General features: G+C 59.4%; 22 protein-coding genes and 3 tRNA genes. 10 read left to right on the forward strand and 15 right to left on the reverse strand.

What is annotated here, in order from left to right; translation table 11 throughout:
- Window positions 1-68: 68 nt before the first annotated feature.
- The 4 genes from tig (at window position 69) to LG371_RS04660 (ending at window position 3,355) form a co-directional block, all read left to right on the forward strand.
- On the forward strand, window positions 69-1,373 hold the full coding sequence (gene tig / locus LG371_RS04645; protein WP_225747850.1) for a trigger factor: 1,305 nt from the start codon (window positions 69-71) through the stop codon (window positions 1,371-1,373).
- Between the two features lie 128 nt (window positions 1,374-1,501).
- On the forward strand, window positions 1,502-2,122 hold the full coding sequence (gene clpP, locus LG371_RS04650; RefSeq protein WP_067589942.1) for an ATP-dependent Clp endopeptidase proteolytic subunit ClpP: 621 nt from the start codon (window positions 1,502-1,504) through the stop codon (window positions 2,120-2,122).
- 220 nt (window positions 2,123-2,342) lie between these two features.
- Entirely contained in the window at window positions 2,343-2,708 is a 366-nt protein-coding gene (locus LG371_RS04655; RefSeq protein ID WP_067589945.1) for an STAS/SEC14 domain-containing protein, read from the forward strand.
- Window positions 2,705-3,355, forward strand: coding sequence for a triacylglycerol lipase (locus LG371_RS04660; protein ID WP_067589947.1), 651 nt, complete (start codon window positions 2,705-2,707; stop codon window positions 3,353-3,355). Before LG371_RS04655 ends, LG371_RS04660 begins: the two co-directional genes overlap by 4 nt.
- A 168-nt stretch (window positions 3,356-3,523) precedes the next feature.
- Here LG371_RS04660 and rplI read toward each other — a convergent pair whose 3' ends face one another.
- The 7 genes from rplI to LG371_RS04695 all read right to left on the reverse strand — a co-directional run bounded on the left by rplI (window position 3,524) and on the right by LG371_RS04695 (window position 5,415).
- Window positions 3,524-3,976 carry a 50S ribosomal protein L9 gene (gene rplI, locus LG371_RS04665; RefSeq protein ID WP_225747851.1) on the reverse strand — a complete coding sequence of 151 codons (453 nt, stop codon included), beginning with the start codon at window positions 3,974-3,976 and terminating at the stop codon, window positions 3,524-3,526.
- Between the two features lie 18 nt (window positions 3,977-3,994).
- Entirely contained in the window at window positions 3,995-4,225 is a 231-nt protein-coding gene (gene rpsR, locus LG371_RS04670) for a 30S ribosomal protein S18 (protein WP_064089792.1), read from the reverse strand.
- Between the two features lie 5 nt (window positions 4,226-4,230).
- Complete coding sequence (gene priB, locus LG371_RS04675; RefSeq protein ID WP_067590345.1) at window positions 4,231-4,527, reverse strand: primosomal replication protein N; 297 nt, start codon at window positions 4,525-4,527, stop codon at window positions 4,231-4,233.
- Between the two features lie 8 nt (window positions 4,528-4,535).
- Window positions 4,536-4,913, reverse strand: a complete 378-nt coding sequence (gene rpsF / locus LG371_RS04680) for a 30S ribosomal protein S6 (protein WP_067589952.1) — start codon at window positions 4,911-4,913, stop codon at window positions 4,536-4,538.
- Window positions 4,914-5,132: 219 nt separating this feature from the next.
- Window positions 5,133-5,208 (reverse strand) — tRNA-His (locus LG371_RS04685).
- A gap of 13 nt (window positions 5,209-5,221) precedes the next feature.
- Window positions 5,222-5,298, reverse strand: a tRNA-Arg gene (locus LG371_RS04690).
- Window positions 5,299-5,337: 39 nt separating this feature from the next.
- Window positions 5,338-5,415: transfer RNA gene (locus LG371_RS04695), tRNA-Pro, on the reverse strand.
- 302 nt (window positions 5,416-5,717) lie between these two features.
- On the opposite strand from LG371_RS04695, the gene folD reads away from it, so the two are divergent.
- The 4 genes from folD (at window position 5,718) to LG371_RS04715 (ending at window position 9,180) form a co-directional block, all read left to right on the forward strand.
- Window positions 5,718-6,581: a bifunctional methylenetetrahydrofolate dehydrogenase/methenyltetrahydrofolate cyclohydrolase FolD gene (gene folD, locus LG371_RS04700; RefSeq protein WP_225747852.1), complete on the forward strand. Its 864-nt coding sequence runs from the start codon at window positions 5,718-5,720 to the stop codon at window positions 6,579-6,581.
- 489 nt (window positions 6,582-7,070) lie between these two features.
- Entirely contained in the window at window positions 7,071-7,547 is a 477-nt protein-coding gene (lptE, locus tag LG371_RS04705) for an LPS assembly lipoprotein LptE (RefSeq protein ID WP_225747853.1), read from the forward strand.
- A complete protein-coding gene (gene holA / locus LG371_RS04710) occupies window positions 7,547-8,554 on the forward strand; it encodes a DNA polymerase III subunit delta (protein ID WP_067589960.1) in 1,008 nt (335 codons plus the stop codon). Before lptE ends, holA begins: the two co-directional genes overlap by 1 nt.
- A 179-nt stretch (window positions 8,555-8,733) precedes the next feature.
- Complete coding sequence (locus LG371_RS04715) at window positions 8,734-9,180, forward strand: hypothetical protein (RefSeq protein ID WP_225747854.1); 447 nt, start codon at window positions 8,734-8,736, stop codon at window positions 9,178-9,180.
- Window positions 9,181-9,244: 64 nt separating this feature from the next.
- Here the strand turns inward: LG371_RS04715 and LG371_RS04720 are convergent, their stop codons facing one another.
- The 5 genes from LG371_RS04720 to LG371_RS04740 form a co-directional block, all read right to left on the reverse strand.
- Window positions 9,245-9,439: a DUF1737 domain-containing protein gene (locus LG371_RS04720; RefSeq protein ID WP_067589966.1), complete on the reverse strand. Its 195-nt coding sequence runs from the start codon at window positions 9,437-9,439 to the stop codon at window positions 9,245-9,247.
- A gap of 109 nt (window positions 9,440-9,548) precedes the next feature.
- Entirely contained in the window at window positions 9,549-10,040 is a 492-nt protein-coding gene (locus LG371_RS04725; protein WP_067589969.1) for a hypothetical protein, read from the reverse strand.
- A 31-nt stretch (window positions 10,041-10,071) separates the two neighbouring features.
- Complete coding sequence (locus tag LG371_RS04730; protein WP_067589971.1) at window positions 10,072-10,680, reverse strand: BON domain-containing protein; 609 nt, start codon at window positions 10,678-10,680, stop codon at window positions 10,072-10,074.
- A gap of 57 nt (window positions 10,681-10,737) precedes the next feature.
- Window positions 10,738-11,328, reverse strand: a complete 591-nt coding sequence (locus LG371_RS04735; protein ID WP_067589974.1) for a phosphoheptose isomerase — start codon at window positions 11,326-11,328, stop codon at window positions 10,738-10,740.
- 273 nt (window positions 11,329-11,601) lie between these two features.
- Entirely contained in the window at window positions 11,602-11,949 is a 348-nt protein-coding gene (locus LG371_RS04740; protein ID WP_067589977.1) for a YraN family protein, read from the reverse strand.
- 58 nt (window positions 11,950-12,007) lie between these two features.
- On the opposite strand from LG371_RS04740, the gene rsmI reads away from it, so the two are divergent.
- Window positions 12,008-12,886, forward strand: coding sequence for a 16S rRNA (cytidine(1402)-2'-O)-methyltransferase (rsmI, locus tag LG371_RS04745; RefSeq protein WP_225747855.1), 879 nt, complete (start codon window positions 12,008-12,010; stop codon window positions 12,884-12,886).
- A 175-nt stretch (window positions 12,887-13,061) separates the two neighbouring features.
- Window positions 13,062-13,331 (forward strand): hypothetical protein, encoded by a 270-nt coding sequence (locus LG371_RS04750; protein ID WP_156503456.1) that lies wholly within the window; start codon window positions 13,062-13,064, stop codon window positions 13,329-13,331.
- Between the two features lie 28 nt (window positions 13,332-13,359).
- On the opposite strand, the gene LG371_RS04755 is transcribed toward LG371_RS04750, so the two are convergent.
- The 3 genes from LG371_RS04755 to LG371_RS04765 all read right to left on the reverse strand — a co-directional run bounded on the left by LG371_RS04755 (window position 13,360) and on the right by LG371_RS04765 (window position 15,276).
- Window positions 13,360-13,785, reverse strand: a complete 426-nt coding sequence (locus tag LG371_RS04755; protein WP_225747856.1) for a hypothetical protein — start codon at window positions 13,783-13,785, stop codon at window positions 13,360-13,362.
- A 231-nt stretch (window positions 13,786-14,016) separates the two neighbouring features.
- Window positions 14,017-14,460: a hypothetical protein gene (locus LG371_RS04760; protein ID WP_225747857.1), complete on the reverse strand. Its 444-nt coding sequence runs from the start codon at window positions 14,458-14,460 to the stop codon at window positions 14,017-14,019.
- 351 nt (window positions 14,461-14,811) lie between these two features.
- On the reverse strand, window positions 14,812-15,276 hold the full coding sequence (locus LG371_RS04765; protein WP_067589990.1) for a copper chaperone PCu(A)C: 465 nt from the start codon (window positions 15,274-15,276) through the stop codon (window positions 14,812-14,814).
- Window positions 15,277-15,298 lie beyond the last annotated feature (22 nt).

A 15,298-nucleotide genomic window follows, 5' to 3' on the forward strand; every position in this document is an offset into this window, starting at 1 on the left:
GCTAATTCCAACTTTTCCGCCGGGCATCCCGCCTGTCGGCTTGATCAACACGAAAACAAGGTTTTACGATGAGCGTAACAATAGAAAAACTGGAAGGTCTAGAACGCAGCCTGCAGCTCGAGCTGCCGTGGGCAGAAATTGAAGCAGCCGTGCAAAAACGCCTGCAAGCCACCCAAAAACGCGCCCGGGTAGATGGCTTCCGCCCCGGCAAAGCGCCGCTGCGCATGATTGAATCCATGTATGGCGCCGGCATCCGCGACGAAGTAATGAACGAGAGCCTGCGCCGCAAGTTCGCCGAAACCATCGACACCGAAGAAATCCGCTTCGCCGGCCTGCTCGCTTTCGATGCGGCCGAGCAGCAGGATGACGAAAAAGTATTCAAAGTAAACGCCCGTTTCGAAGTGTTCCCCGAAATCGCCGTGGGCAACTTGGCCGACCAGGAAATCGAAAAAGTGGTGTGTGAAGTGGGCGAGGAAGAAGTGAAAAAAACCATCGACATCCTGCGCCGCCAGCGCACCCGCTTCAACCGCGTGGAACGCGAAGCCAAAGACGGCGACCGCGTGATCATCGACTTTGCCGGCACCATCGACGGCACCCCGTTTGAAGGCGGCTCTTCGCAAAACTACCCCTTCATCCTCGGCCAAGGCCAAATGCTGCCGGAATTTGAAGCCGGCATCCGCGGCATGAAAGAAGGCGAAACCAAAGACGTTCCCGTAAACTTCCCCGCCGACTACCACGGCAAAGAAGTGGCCGGCAAAACCGCTGTATTCGCCATCACCCTGCGCAACGTGGCCGAAGCCGTGCTGCCCGAAGTGGACGAGCAATTCGCCAAATCCTTGGGCATCCCAGACGGCGACGTGGCCAAAATGCGCGAAGAAGTGAAGAAAAACATTGAGCGCGAAGTGACCCGCCGCGTGGAAGCGCAAACCAAAGACAACGTGATGAAAGTGCTGCTGGACGTTACCCCCGTTGAGCTGCCGAAAACCCTGGTGCAGGAAGAAACCGCTCGCCTGGCCAGCAACGCGCGCAACAACCTGATCAACCAAGGCATGAAAGCAGAAGATTTGGATCTGTCCGACAGCCTCTTTACCGAGCAGGCCGAGCGCCGCACCGCCTTGGGTTTGATTTTGTCTGAGCTGGTGGCCGAGCACAAACTGGAACCCTCCGATGACCAAATCAAAGCCGTGGTGCAAACCTTCTCCGAAAGCTATGAAGACCCGCAGGAAGTGGTGGATTGGTATTTTGCCGACCGCTCCCGCCTAGAAGGCCCGATTTCCATGGCCGTGGAAGCCAATGTGGTGGACTACGTGCTCGGTCAGGCCAAGGTAAACGAGAAAAAACTGAGCTTCGACGAAGTGATGGGCCAGCAGTAACAGGCTACCTGAAAAATACTGGCTTCAACCAAGCGCAAAGCTGAAGCCAGCATCTGCCACAACAAAAAGCACCGAGGCCGCCTCCGCCGCCGAGGTGCTTTTTCCCAAACACCCCTTGCGAGGACAATATGAATTCCGTAATTGAAAACAACTACCTGGTGCCCACCGTTATCGAGCAGAGCGGCCGCGGCGAACGCGCCTTCGACATCTACTCCCGCCTGCTCAAAGAGCGGATTATCTTCCTGGTCGGCCCGGTGGACGACCACAGCGCCAACCTGGTTGTGGCTCAACTGCTGTTTCTGGAAAGCGAAAACCCCGATAAAGACATCTTCCTCTATATCAACAGCCCGGGCGGCTCCGTTACCGCCGGCATGTCGATCTACGACACCATGAACTTCATCAAGCCCGACGTGTCCACCCTCTGCCTCGGCCAGGCCGCCAGCATGGGCGCCTTCCTGCTTTCCGCCGGCGCCAAAGGCAAACGTTTCGCCCTGCCCAACAGCCGCGTGATGATCCACCAGCCGCTCATCAGCGGCGGCCTCGGCGGCCAAGCCTCCGACATCGAAATCCACGCCAAAGAGCTGCTCAAACTGAAAGCCAAGCTCAACCAGCTCCTGGCCGAACACTGCGGCCGCACCCTAGACGAACTGGAACGCGACACCGACCGCGACAACTTCATGTCTGCCGAAGAAGCCCAAGCCTACGGCCTCATCGACCAAGTCCTCTCCAGCCGCAGCGACATCAAATAACGCCTTCCGGCAAACCATAAAGGCTACCTGAAAAACCCAATCCGTTTTTCAGGTAGCCTTTTGCTTCATACCGCCGCAAACGTTTACCCACGTCAAACCTTCGCCCACCCCCGCATAGAAAACCGCCAAACCGCCCCCATTTCGCTATAATAAGCAGGCACACCCAGTGCCGGTACCACTCCCACCCTTGCGGGAAACCCATCTCAACAGGAGTTCTGCCATGATTTCCATCCGCCAGCAAAACTACGGCCTCAACGTTGCCCTCTACAACGAATTCACCCTCGAAGACTTCAAAACCCTAGAAGCCGCCATCATCGAATGCCTCGGTCGCGTCCACCGCCCCGACATTCTGCTCGACCTCTCCCTGCTGCGCGACTACACCATCGACATGGCCGCCGAACAACTGCGCTTCCTAAATATCCACGACAACGACTTCGGCCGTATCGCCGTCGTCACCAACGACCTCTGGATCCGCCTCTCCTCCCACATCTCCAGCCTGCTCACCCGCCAACACCCCAAATACTTCAACGACGCCGCCGAAGCCCAGCAATGGATACTCTCCAGCGGCAGCCACCAACAGCCATGAACCCGAACACCCCCCTGCACGTCATGCTGCTGCACGGCCTGCACATGCACGCCTGGGCCATGCTCCCCTTCAGCCGCCACCTGCGCCCATACGGTATCCACAGCCAGCGCTTCGGCTACTACAGCGTCGCCCAAACCCTGCCCCAGCACAGCCGCCGACTCGCCGAAGCCGTGCGCCACCACTACCAACAACACAGCGAACCCCTGCACTTTGTCTGCCACAGCCTCGGCGGCCTCGTCCTGCGCCGCTTCGCCGCCGACCACCCCGAGCTGATACGCGGCCGCAGCGTCACCCTCGCCACCCCGCACCTAGGCAGCGAAGCCGCCGACCGCCTGCACCGTCTCGCCCCCGCCCTGATCCGCGGTGCCTACCCCGCCGGGCTCGATGGCCAAGTCCCGCCCTGGCCGCCCCAGCTCGAACTCGGCTGCATCGCCGGCAGCCGCAACCTCGGGCTCGGCCAGCTCATCGGCCTGCGCGGCGAAGGCGACGGCTCCGTATTGCTCAGTGAAACCAAAGCAGAAAACTGCCGTGACTACTTAGTCTTGCCCGTGAGTCACTCCGCCATGCTCACCGACAAAACCGTCGCCATGCAAACCGCCCACTTCCTGCGCCACGGCCACTTCCTCCATACTGAAGAATCCGCCTGAGCCAGCACGAATTGCCGTACCACAAGATTTTCAGGTAGCCTTCCCTATCAATTAAAGCTACCCGACAATACCGATAGCACCCACCCCTTGGCAATTTAAACTGGCATACAAAAAGGCTACCTGAAAATTTTCAGGTAGCCTTTCGTCTTGTATCACACAAACCGAAGATTATTCCTCAGTCGGCACCACCACCACTTTGACGCCGGCCACGGCATCGGTATGCAGCGCCACTTCGATTTCGTATTCGCCCACAGCTTTGAACGGACCGCTGGGCAGGCGAACGTTGGCTTTCACCGCTTCCACACCGAATGCGCGGATGGCTTCGGCGATGTCGGCATTGGTAACGGAACCGAACAGACGGCCATCCACACCGGCTTTCTGCGCGATGGTGATGATCTGGCCTTCCAGCTTGGCCTGGCGAGCCTGGGCATCAGCCAGAATTTCAGCCTGACGGGCTTCCAGCTCGGCGCGGCGGGCTTCGAAATCAGCCAGAGCAGCTTCGGTAGCACGCTTAGCTTTACCTTGCGGAATCAGGAAATTGCGGGCATAACCGTTTTTCACGGTTACCACGTCGCCCAAGTTACCCAAACCGCCAATTTTTTCTAACAGAATGATTTGCATAATAAAATTCTCCGTTAATTATTTGTGTTGGTCGGTGTAGGGCAGCAGAGCCAGGAAACGGGCACGTTTCACGGCCACAGACAGCTGGCGCTGGTAGTGGGCTTTGGTGCCGGTAATGCGGGCGGGGATGATTTTGCCGTTTTCAGAAATGAAATCTTTCAGCAAATCCACTGCTTTGTAATCTACTTGTTTGATACCTTCCGCGGTGAAGCGGCAGAATTTTCTACGTTTAAATGTTTGACGAGCCATCTCATTCAACCTTTATTTTCATCAATAGTCTGTATATGCAGTATGGGGCGGCGGTATTTTTGGCTGTATGCGGCAAGAAACCCTGCCACCTCCACCACACTGCCTACTTTGTTTTGCCAGATTTTCGCCTGTTCGCCGATGATTTTCGCCTGTATTTCAAACCGGGCGAGATACGGTTCGCCTGCTTCAAGCTGCCAAGATTCGTGCTCTAAAACCAAACCCAGCACAGCAATGCCGGCCGGCGTATAGCGCAAAGTATCGGCTTCTTTAATGCGGGCTCCGAAGCGAACGGCGTTATCCAAAATCAATCTCAGGCTTCGGCGGCAGCCGCTTCTTCCTGGGGCTGGCCATCCAGCAGGTTTTTGGATTTTTCTTCTTTCATCATCGGGGAAGCTTCAGTAACGGCTTCGTCCATCTTAACAGTGAGATGGCGCAGAACGGCATCGTTGAAGCGGAAACCGGTTTCCAGCTCTTCGATCACTTCCGGGGTGCACTCGATGTTCATCAGCACATAGTGTGCTTTGTGCAGCTTGTTGATGGGGTAAGCCAATTGGCGGCGGCCCCAGTCTTCCAAGCGGTGGATGTGGCCGCCCGATTCGGCGATCAGGGTTTTGTAGCGCTCAACCATAGCGGGCACTTGCTCGCTCTGGTCGGGGTGAACGATGAATACAATCTCGTAATGACGCATGCTCTCTCCTTACGGCTAATACAGCCCGCCATCATGCGGATATAGCGGGCAAGGGGTGGAAAATGCGGCATTATATTAGTAAAAACCAGTTTAAGCAAACATTTGCCAGACCAAAGCCCAAGCGGCTACCTGAAAATTCAGCCGCACCGAAGTAAAAATGCAACAACAAAACACAAGCAAAAGAAAACCCGCGCGGTCTCGCACGGGTTTTCAGATGGGTGGGGTGGCTGATGGGGCTCGAACCCACGACAACCGGAATCACAATCCGGGGCTCTACCAACTGAGCTACAGCCACCACAAAAAACTTTTGGCGCGCCCGACAGGAATCGAACCTGTAACCGCCCGCTTAGAAGGCGGGTGCTCTATCCGGTTGAGCTACGGGCGCTCTACCTTTTCCTGTCGTTCACAACATTTCGGAGGACTTTGGTCGGGGCGGTGGGATTCGAACTCACGACCCTCTGCTCCCAAAGCAGATGCGCTAACCAGACTGCGCTACGCCCCGATAAGAAAGATGGATTCTACGCAAGCACCTTCCCGCTTGTCAAGCAGGCTACCTGAAAATAAATCGGCAACCTTATCCACAACCCAACCTAGCCAATTTAAATCAACCATTTAACCAAACCCAAACCACCGCATAGTAAACACAAAAACAGCACTCCCGCACACTAACCCAGCCCCCGTTTTCCCGATAAAAATCATTAACAACGTGCTATAATCAACACAATAAATCATCTCTATCGCCGCCAAGTTACCCACATGCGGCACGCCCCGATTCCCCCTCACCAACCCACGAAAGGAATAGTCATGACCGCACAGATTCTCGATGGCAAAGCCGTAGCCGAGCAGCGCCTGCAGAAAATTGCCGAGCAGGTGGCCGAGCGCCGCAAACAAGGCCTGCGCACCCCGTGTTTGGCCGTAGTGTTGGTGGGCAACGACCCGGCCAGCACCGTATATGTGCGCAACAAAAAATTTGCCTGCGAAAAAGCCAGCTTCGCCTCCCGTTCCTACGAGCTGCCCGCCTCCACCACCCAAGAAGAGCTGCTGCAACTGATCGACGAGCTCAACGCCAGCCCCGCCGTGGACGGCATTCTCGTGCAGCTCCCCCTGCCCCCCCACCTCAACAGCCAATCCATCATCGAACGCATCCAGCCCGACAAAGACGTGGACGGCTTCCACCCCTACAACGTCGGCCGCCTTGCCGTGCGCATGCCCTTGATGCGCCCCTGCACCCCCAAAGGCGTGATGACCCTGCTGGAAACCTACAGCGTGGAGATTCGCGGCAAAAAAGTCGTCATCGTGGGCGCATCCAACATCGTCGGCCGCCCGCAGGCCTTGGAAATGCTGCTGGCCGAAGCCACCGTTACCGTGTGCCACAAAGCCACGCAAAACCTAGAACACGAAGTGAGCGAAGCCGACATCGTCATCGTGGCCGCCGGCAAACCCAAGCTGGTGAAAGGCAGCTGGATCAAGCCCGGCGCCATCGTGGTGGACGTGGGCATCAACCGCCTAGACAACGGCCAGCTCTGCGGCGACGTGGAATTTGAAGCTGCCAAAGAACGCGCCGCCATGATTACCCCTGTGCCCGGCGGCGTCGGCCCCATGACCATCGCCACCCTGCTGGAAAACACCCTCTACGCCGCCACTCTGCACGACAAACCCGCCGCCTAATCCGGCTTCGGCATCAAACTAAAAGGGCAAACTGCTTCCATCGGCAGTTTGCCCTTTTATGCGCCCAACCTCCGCCGAAGCAAAAGGCTACCTGAAACCATTCAAACCATTCTTCGCAAAAACCCCGCTCCGCTTTCACTTCGTTGAAGCCGATATTTTTCAGGTAGCCTGATTGCGCACACCCAAAGGCTACCCGAAAGCGCAAGCTTCAGCGCAGTTAAAACGGAGCTTCCACAGGAATCGGAGTTTCTGCTCAGCTAAAACGGAGCTGCCGCAGGAAGCACAGTTTCTGCGAAACTAAAACAAAGCTCACCCAGCAACACAAATGCCGGCCCCGCCCAAACCCCGCAACCCTTTCCACTTCTCTCAGCCTCGCCGAAACCTCGTTTTCACTTCGTTGCCGCCGCGCTTTCAGGTAGCCTCCCCCCGCCACAATCCGCTAGAATACGCCCCAGCCTGCGGCACCCGCCGCCCAAGCAAGGAACCCCCATGAAAAAATACCTGATGCTGCCCCTCGTGCTGCTGCTCGCCGCCTGCGGCTTCCGCCTGGCCGGCACCGACCCCGCGCTCACCCCCCCGCTGCCCTACCAAACCTGGTCGGTGCAAGGCCGCGAATTGCAGCAGGCCATCGAAACCGAGCTGCTACGCCGCCATGCCAAGCTCGACAACGCCTTTGCCCAAGCCGGCGTGAAGGTTACCGGCATCCAAACCAACAAAGACATCCAAACCCTCAACCTCTCCGGCACGGTCAGCGAATACCGGCTCGAGCTCAAAGTGTCCGCCCAAGCCTGGCACGGCGAGAAAACCCTCGGCGAGCCGATGGTGGTCACCGTATACCGCACGCTCGACTACAGCGACAGCGAAATCCTCGGCAAACAAGAAGAAGAAGCCCAGCTCTGGGCCGAAATGCGCACCGACGCCGCCCGCCAGCTGGTGCGCCGCCTAGGCTACCTGAAAGCCGAATAATGGCCGCCCTCAGCACCGAGCGCCTGCTGCAACAGCTGGATGCGCCGCTGCAAGCCCTGTATGTGCTGCACGGCGAAGAAGACCTGCTGCGCATCGAAGCGCTGGATGCCCTGCGCGCCGCCGCCAAAGCCCAAGGCTACCTGAACCGCGAAGTGCACACCGCCGACACCGGCTTCGACTGGCAAGAGTTGCTCGCCTCCGCCAACAGCATCGGCCTGTTTGCCGAACTCAAGCTGCTCGAAATCCACATCCCAAGCGGCAAGCCAGGCAAAGCCGGCGGCGACGCCCTGGAGCAACTCGCCGCCAACCTGCCGCCCGACACCGTCACCATCATGCTGCTGCCCAAGCTGGAGCGCACACAAACCCAGGCCAAATGGTTTGCCGCGCTGGCCCGCAGCGGCGTGGTGGCCGAAGCCAAAGCGGTGGACAGCCAAGCCCTGCCCGGCTGGATACGCGGCCGCCTCGCACAGCACGATTTATCTATCGGCCACGAAGCGCTGGCGCTGTTTGCCGAACGCGTGGAAGGCAACCTGTTGGCCGCCAAGCAGGAAATCGACAAACTCGCCCTGCTCCACCCCGCCGGCCACGAATTGAGCATTGCCGAAACCGAAGCCGCCGTGGCCGATGTGGCGCGCTTCGACGTGTTCCAGCTTGCCGCCGCCTGGATGACCGGCGACGCCGCCCGCGTGGTGCGCCTGCTCGAAGGCCTGGAAGCCGAAGGCGAAGAGCCGGTGATGCTGCTGTGGATGCTGGCCGACGACATCCGCACCCTCATCCGTCTCACCGCCGCGCTCAAGCAGGGGCAAACCGTGGCGCAGGTGCGCAACAGCCTGCGCCTGTGGGGCAGCAAACAGCAGCTCGCGCCGCTTGCCGTGCGCCGCATCGCCACGCCGCGCCTCTTGGCCGCCTTGCAGGAATGCGCACGCATCGACCGCATCATCAAAGGCGCGGAAACCGGCGCGGCCTGGCCCGCCATCCGCCAGCTGCTGGTGAGCCTGGCCGGCTAGCGCAAATCAAGCCATGCGGCAAGCTTTTGAACCGCATTGAAATTCCACTTCCTTCGGAAGCTCCGTTTTAACTGCGCTGAAGCTTGCGCTTTCAGGTAGCCTGTGCGGCACACGGGAGGCTACCTGAAAAACTATCCCCGCCAGAAACCATCCTTTCCCAATCAAACCAAGGAGAAGCCATGTCCCCAAAAGCCAAAAAAATCCTCATCGGCGCCGCCGTCGCCCTTTTGGGCTGGCGCGGCTACGATGCCGTGAAAACCGTGAAGCTGAGAGAGTTTGTGGAACACTATAATGTCTTCATCGACAACGAAAACCGCTTCGTCTCCCACCTCAACGAGCGCACCGATTTCGGCGCCGTGCCCGAAAACGTGATGATGCCCGTGCGGCACAGCGCCGGCTTCATGGCCAACTCCGACCGCGGCGGCTGCCACTCCATCCCCGACGAAGCCCTCGTTGCCGAATGCACCGGCGCCTTCACCGAATACCACAGCATTCTGCAAGAAGTAGAAAAACAAGGGCTGGACGAAACGCGACTGAAACAAGTGGTGGAACGCGGCGAACGCACACACCGCATCATCAACCAAGTGGCGGCCAAATTCCCAAACCAAGTGGAAGTGCAAAACTAGGCCTTCGCAACAAAACAGGCTACCTGAAAAAGGTTTTCAGGTAGCCTGTTTGCCATTTTCGCCATCAATACTCGCTCAAGGGCTTGGCCGGGTCGTAATGTTCCACTTCCTTCACAATCGCCTGCCCTACGCGCACGCCGTTGTCGGTGTGCGTCATGGTGGGGCTGCCGTGCAGCTCCCAGCCTTGCTGCAAAGCCTCGGTTACACGGCGGCAAAACACGGAATCGTCCGGGCCGGTGAGCATACGGTACACTTTCATCGCGGTCTCCTTCGCTTTCTCAATTCGTGACAACACCTTGCCGGCGTTATCCATTCAAACAAAACAGGCTACCTGAAAACAACACCTGCTTTTCAGGTAGCCCTACGGATTAAAACAGGCTGTCCACCGGATTGCCGCCGCCCTCGCCTGCCGGCTGGCGCGGCACCGGCTGCGGCGCTGGTTTCACCGGCACTTCAATCGGGCGGATTTCGGTTTCCGGCTGCGGCGCCACCGGCTGAATCGGCACTTCCTTCACCACCGCCGGCGCAGAAGCCGCTGCCGCGCGGCGCGGTGCGGCAGGCCTTGCGTTGGCCAGGGGTGCGGAAGCTTGCGAAGCCGCATTCATATCGGCAGCAGGCGGCAGGCTGTAGGTTTGGCCGGCGGCGGCCGATGCGCCGTTGGGCTGCCAGATTTCCACGCCCTGCGCCGCAGAGGCATCCTGACTGTCGGTGCGGCTGTCTGGCCGGCTCAACATCAGCCACGCCATCATCACCAGCGCCATCACCACAACAAACGCCACAACAAACGAAATCAGCACCACGCGGCTGAACATGCTGCGCTGCGGCTTTCTGGAAGAAGGAGGCATCTCTTTGCCAGACATGGGTTTTCCTTAAAATTCAAAAACAGGTGTATCAGCGCACATTGCTGGGCACGAAGGTTTCATACAGCGTTACCACCTGCTGCACGCCGGCAGTGGTGCTCACGGTTTGGCTCACGCGCGCCTGCTCTTCCGGCGTGAGGATGCCCATCACATAAGTGATGCCGTTATACGTAACCACTTTCACATGGTTGGCTGACACGCCCTTGGTGCCGATCAGCGTGGTGCGCACTTTGGACGTGATCCAAGAATCGTTGCTCACGTCGCCGAAGCCGCGGTGGCCGGAGGCTACCTGAATATGGTTGTAGATCTTCTCGGCATTGGGCTGCGAGCGTGCCACGCGTTCCACAAAGGCCTTATCCGCCTCGCTCGCCACCAGGCCCATCAGCAGAATCTGGCGGTTGAAGCTCACCACGGAAAGCTTCGGCTCGAAATTCGGCGTGGTGTTGCTGTTGCGCAGGTGGGTGAGCGCCGTATTTTGGATGCGCACTTCCATCACTTGGTCGTCGGCCTGCGCGCCGGTGCTGCGGCGGTCGGTGGCCGACATCACGCCGAGCGCGCCGGCACCGGCCACGGCGGCAAAACAGCCGGAAAGCGACAGCGGCAGCAGGCACAACAGCAGGAGGCGGAAACTTTTTTTCATGATTGGTCCTTTCGGCAATGATGGGAATGCGGGCGTGATGTTTCAGGTAGCCTTCGGCTATTCTTCAAACAGGGTGGCGTCGATGTGGTCGCACAGGGCGTGAATCAGCAGGATATGGATTTCCTGAATGCGCGCGGTGCGGCGGTGCGGCACGTTGAGCAGCACGTCGCCTTCGGCCAGCACGCCGCCGATTTTGCCGCCGTCGCGGCCGGTGAGCGCCACCACCTGCATGCCCTGCTCGCGGGCGGCTTCGATGGCACAGAGCACGTTGCCGGAATTGCCGGAAGTGGAAATCGCCACCAGCACGTCGCCCGGGCGGCCGAGCGCCGACACCTGGCGGGCGAAGATCTGCTCGAAGGCATAGTCGTTGCCGATGGCGGTGAGCGCGGAGGTGTCGGTGGTGAGCGCGACGGCGGCCAGCGGCATGCGTTCTTTTTCGAAGCGGCCGGTGAGCTCGGCGGCAAAGTGCTGCGCGTCGGCAGCGGAACCGCCGTTGCCGCAGATGAGGATTTTGCCGTCGGCGGTGAGCGAATTCACCAGCAGCTCGGCGGCGCGGGCGGTGGGCGCAGCCAGCTCTTCGGCACACTGCTGCTTGGCGGCAATGCTGTCTTGAAAATGCTGCAACACACGTTCTGCGGCGGATTTCATCAGAGGCTACCTGAAAAACGAAATGAAAACGCTGGCTATTGTAGCGGCATACGGCGGTTTGAACAATTGCCGGCGCGGGTTGGCGGAGGTAAAGAGGCGAATAAAAGGCTACCTGAAAACGATGTCTTGCGAAGCAAGGCTGAGTTTCTGCGAAGCTAAAGCGCCAGCTTCAGCGAAGCTAAAACGGAGCTTCCGAAGAAAGCAGCGTTTCTGCAAAGCTAAAATGCCGCACAATTTTTCAGGTAGCCTTCCCGTCCCGCACAGCTCGCCGCCTCAATACCCGCCGATATTCTGCACCCACTGCGGCGGGGCGCTGCCTTCGAGCAGCACGGCGTCGAGGCGGCAGGCTTGGTTCGGGGCGTGCTGCTGGAGCCAGGCTTCGGCGCTGCGGCTGAGTTTGGCCAGCTTGGCGGGAGTGATGCTGGCCGCCGCGCCGCCGAAGGACTGGCTGCGCCGCTGCCGCACTTCCACAAATAAGTACACCCCGCCCTGCTCGGCGATGATGTCGATTTCGCCGTAGCGGCAGTGCCAGTTGCGCGCGAGGATACGGCAGCCTTGTTTTTTCAGGTAGCCTGCGGCGGTGTCTTCGGCGGCTTGGCCGGCGGCGTGGTTGAGGCGCATGGGTTTCCTTTCGTGTTATAGTTTGCGGCGTTTCAAACGCAATGATACCCGAAGACAAATGTGGCAAAAAATATTGGATAAGGCGGCGGCGCAAATCGAGCCGCACACGCTGTATGTGGTGGCAACGCCCATCGGCAACCTGGCCGACATCACGCTGCGCGCGCTGGCGGTATTGCAGCGGGCGGATTTGGTGTGTGCGGAAGACACGCGCGTGAGCCAGCAGCTGCTTTCGGCCTACGGCATCCGCGCCAAGCTCATCAGCGTGCGCGAACACAACGAGCGGCAGATGGTGGACACGGTTTGCGCCGCCTTGGCTGCCGGGCAGGTGGTGGCACAGGTGTCGGACGCGGGCACGCCGGCGGTGTGCGACCCGGGTGCGCGGCTGGCTGCGGGCGTGCGCGCGGCGGGCTTCAAGGTGGTGCCGGTGGCGGGAGCGAGCGCGGTGATGGCGACCTTGAGCGTGGCCGGGGTAACGCAATCGGACTTTTATTTTGCCGGCTTCCTGCCGCCCAAGGCGGGTGAGCGCGCACAATGGTTTGAACGCTGGGAAAACGTGCCCTATGCCGTGGCGGCTTTTGAAACACCGCACCGCATCGAGGCGGCGCTCGCGCAGATGGCGGAGCTTCTGCCCGGTCGGCATTTGCTGCTGGCGCGCGAAATCAGCAAAACGTTTGAAACCTTTATCAGCGGCAGCGTGGCCGAAGTGCTGGCCGCCGTGCGCGCCGATGCCAACCAAACGCGCGGCGAGATGGTGCTGGTGCTACACCCGGCCGAAGAGGCGGAAACGGCCGGATTGAGCAAACAGGCGCAGCACATCATGAGCCTGCTCGCCGCCGAGCTGCCGCCGAAAAAAGCCGCCGCGCTGGCTGCAACCATCAGCGGGGCAAACAAAAAGGCGCTGTATGAATGGGCGGTGGCGCAGAAGCGGGAAGAATAAGGGCAGTTTGCTTGAACAGGCGAGAGGCTACCTGAAAATGGTTTTTCAGGGAGCCTCTTATACAGCCGCATCAATGCTAGATTGGGCATGAATGCTTGGCTTAGCGCTCATGCGGTTTGACGTGGGCGTAGCGTTCGCTGAGCTCAATGGGGTAGGTTTTCAGCAGTAGGCAGGAATGGCCCGCGCTGCGTGGGATTCAAGCTTCGCTGCCGTTTTCGTAGTGGCAGTGTTCCAGATGGGCGCTGCTGAAGTTTTGGATGAACTGGGTGGTTTTTTGGTGCGCTTTGCTGGGCGTGATGATTTGGTTTTGCACCGCCTATTCATACACGGGATTGTCAACCGGATAGGCGGTGAGCAAGCCGCTGAGGGCGTGTTTTTGAATCCAACGCTCTGCATTTTCTTTGCAAAAAAGCAGGCGGACACATTTTGGCTGCCACTGCCTTGAAATACCCAAACCCGATTATCTGCCCGGCTCATGCCGCACCCCCTTGCTTGAGCCGCTCGCGCAGTTTGCCGTTTTCGCCGAATTCGGCCAGCGTGCCGCCGAGGTCGAACCAGACTTGCTGGCTTGGCTCCCCGCCTTTGCCGTCGAGGTGCCAGACCGCCCAGCTATACACGCCCCGGAGCTCGTGGGTGCGGCCGCCGGAGGAGGCGTGCAGGCAGAATTCGAAGGCGACGGCGGTGCGGCTCACGGCCACGATGTTGGGGTCGCCGGCGGAGCGGGTGGCGGCGGTGAGCCAATCGGGCGGGGAGGTAACGGCGAAATCGAGCAGGCGGCTGTCGGTGGCTTGGGCGCGCAGGATGCTTTCGATGCTGGCGCGGATTTCGGCGTAGGGCTCGGCGGCGAGCCATTGCAGCATGTGGCGGGTGTCGTCGAGGAGTTGGAAGTTGTCTGGCATGGGTTTGGAATCCTGTGTTGGCTATTGGCTTTGCAAGGTATCGTTTTAGCTTCGCAGAAACTCCGCCTCCTTCGGAAACTTCGTTTTAGCTCCGCAGAAACTCCGCCTCCTTCGGAAACTTCGTTTTCAGGTAGCCTCTGTTTGGCAGATGGGGCTACCTGAAAGTTTGGACTAACGAGATGGGGCGATGTTTCTGCGCAGCCACAAATGGCGGGCTATGCCGGGGAACGCTTAATTCAGCGCGTTCAGGCGTTCGGCCAGGCGGCTGCCACCGAATTCGGCCAGCGTGCCGCGCAGGTCGAGCCAGGTTTGCTGGCGCTGTTCGGCGGGAGGGCGGTTGAGGCGGCTGCCTGCCCAGGTGTACACGCCGCGCAGTTCGTGGGTTTTGCCCCGGCCGGACACGTGCAGCACAAACTCAAACGCCAGGCCGGTACGGCGGGCGGCAACGGTTTGGCCGTTTTCTTCTTCCTGCGCGGTAACGGTTTGCCATTGCGGCATGGAGGTGGCGGCGATGCTGAGCAGGCGGCTGTCGGAAACTTGTTGGCGCAGCAGGTGTTCGATGTTTTGGCAGATGTGTTGGTAGGGGGCGTCAGCCAGCCATTGCAGCATATGGTAGGAGGCGTGCAGCATTTGGAAATCGTAGAGGTCGGTGGCATGCGGCTCGGGTGGTGGCATATTGATTCGGCGTTGCTGGTATGCAGCCGTTTCTTGTTGCTGTATAGGTGATGCCACTCCACTCTTGTTAAATAGGTTAACAAATACAACATACACTACGGCAATTATGAAAATAATCAGTAGCAAAATACCACCCCAACCAAGCATAAGAAATGGTAACAATATGAATATGCCCAGAATGGGACCCCAAACATAAAGCACTACAATCACTGCAACCACTGCAACCACTCTCACAAAAGTTCGCAGGAAATCATTCATCATCTCTCTCCAATCATCTTTTACACCAAACTATCCTTATCTATTTTTCAGGTAGCCTCCACCCCCGCCAAGAGGCTACCTGAAAACCTCCCGCTAATGCGCGTGATGGTGGCGATGCTGCATCCCGCCCGCTTCCTCCGCCGGGCTTTTCACTTCCACCTGCACGGTTTGCGCCGGAGCGTGGCGGAATTTCAGCGTGAGCGGGAAGCGGCTGCCGGCGGCGAGCGGCTGTTTGAGGCCGATGAGCATGATGTGGTGGCCGCCGGGCTTGAGCTCGGTGCGCGAACGCTCGGGCAGCGGCAGGCCGTGCGGCATGGCCTGCATGCGCATTTGCCCGCCCTGCATGATGTGCTCGTGGATTTCCACGCGCTCGGCCACGGGCGTGCTGCCGCCGATGAGCGCGTCGGCGGGGCGGCCGTTTTCCAGCCGCACAAACACGCCGCCGGACTGCATGCCGGGCACGGTGAAGCGCGCCCAGGCTTGGCTGGCGTGCACTTCGGCCTGCGCGGCGGCGGCCAGGCACAGCAGGCAGGCGGCGAGGAGGGAGGGCTTGTTCATCATCATTCCTTTCTTGTCAATT

This window comes from Eikenella sp. Marseille-P7795 (genome assembly GCF_916618725.1).
GTDB classification, from domain to species: Bacteria; Pseudomonadota; Gammaproteobacteria; order Burkholderiales; family Neisseriaceae; genus Eikenella; species Eikenella longinqua.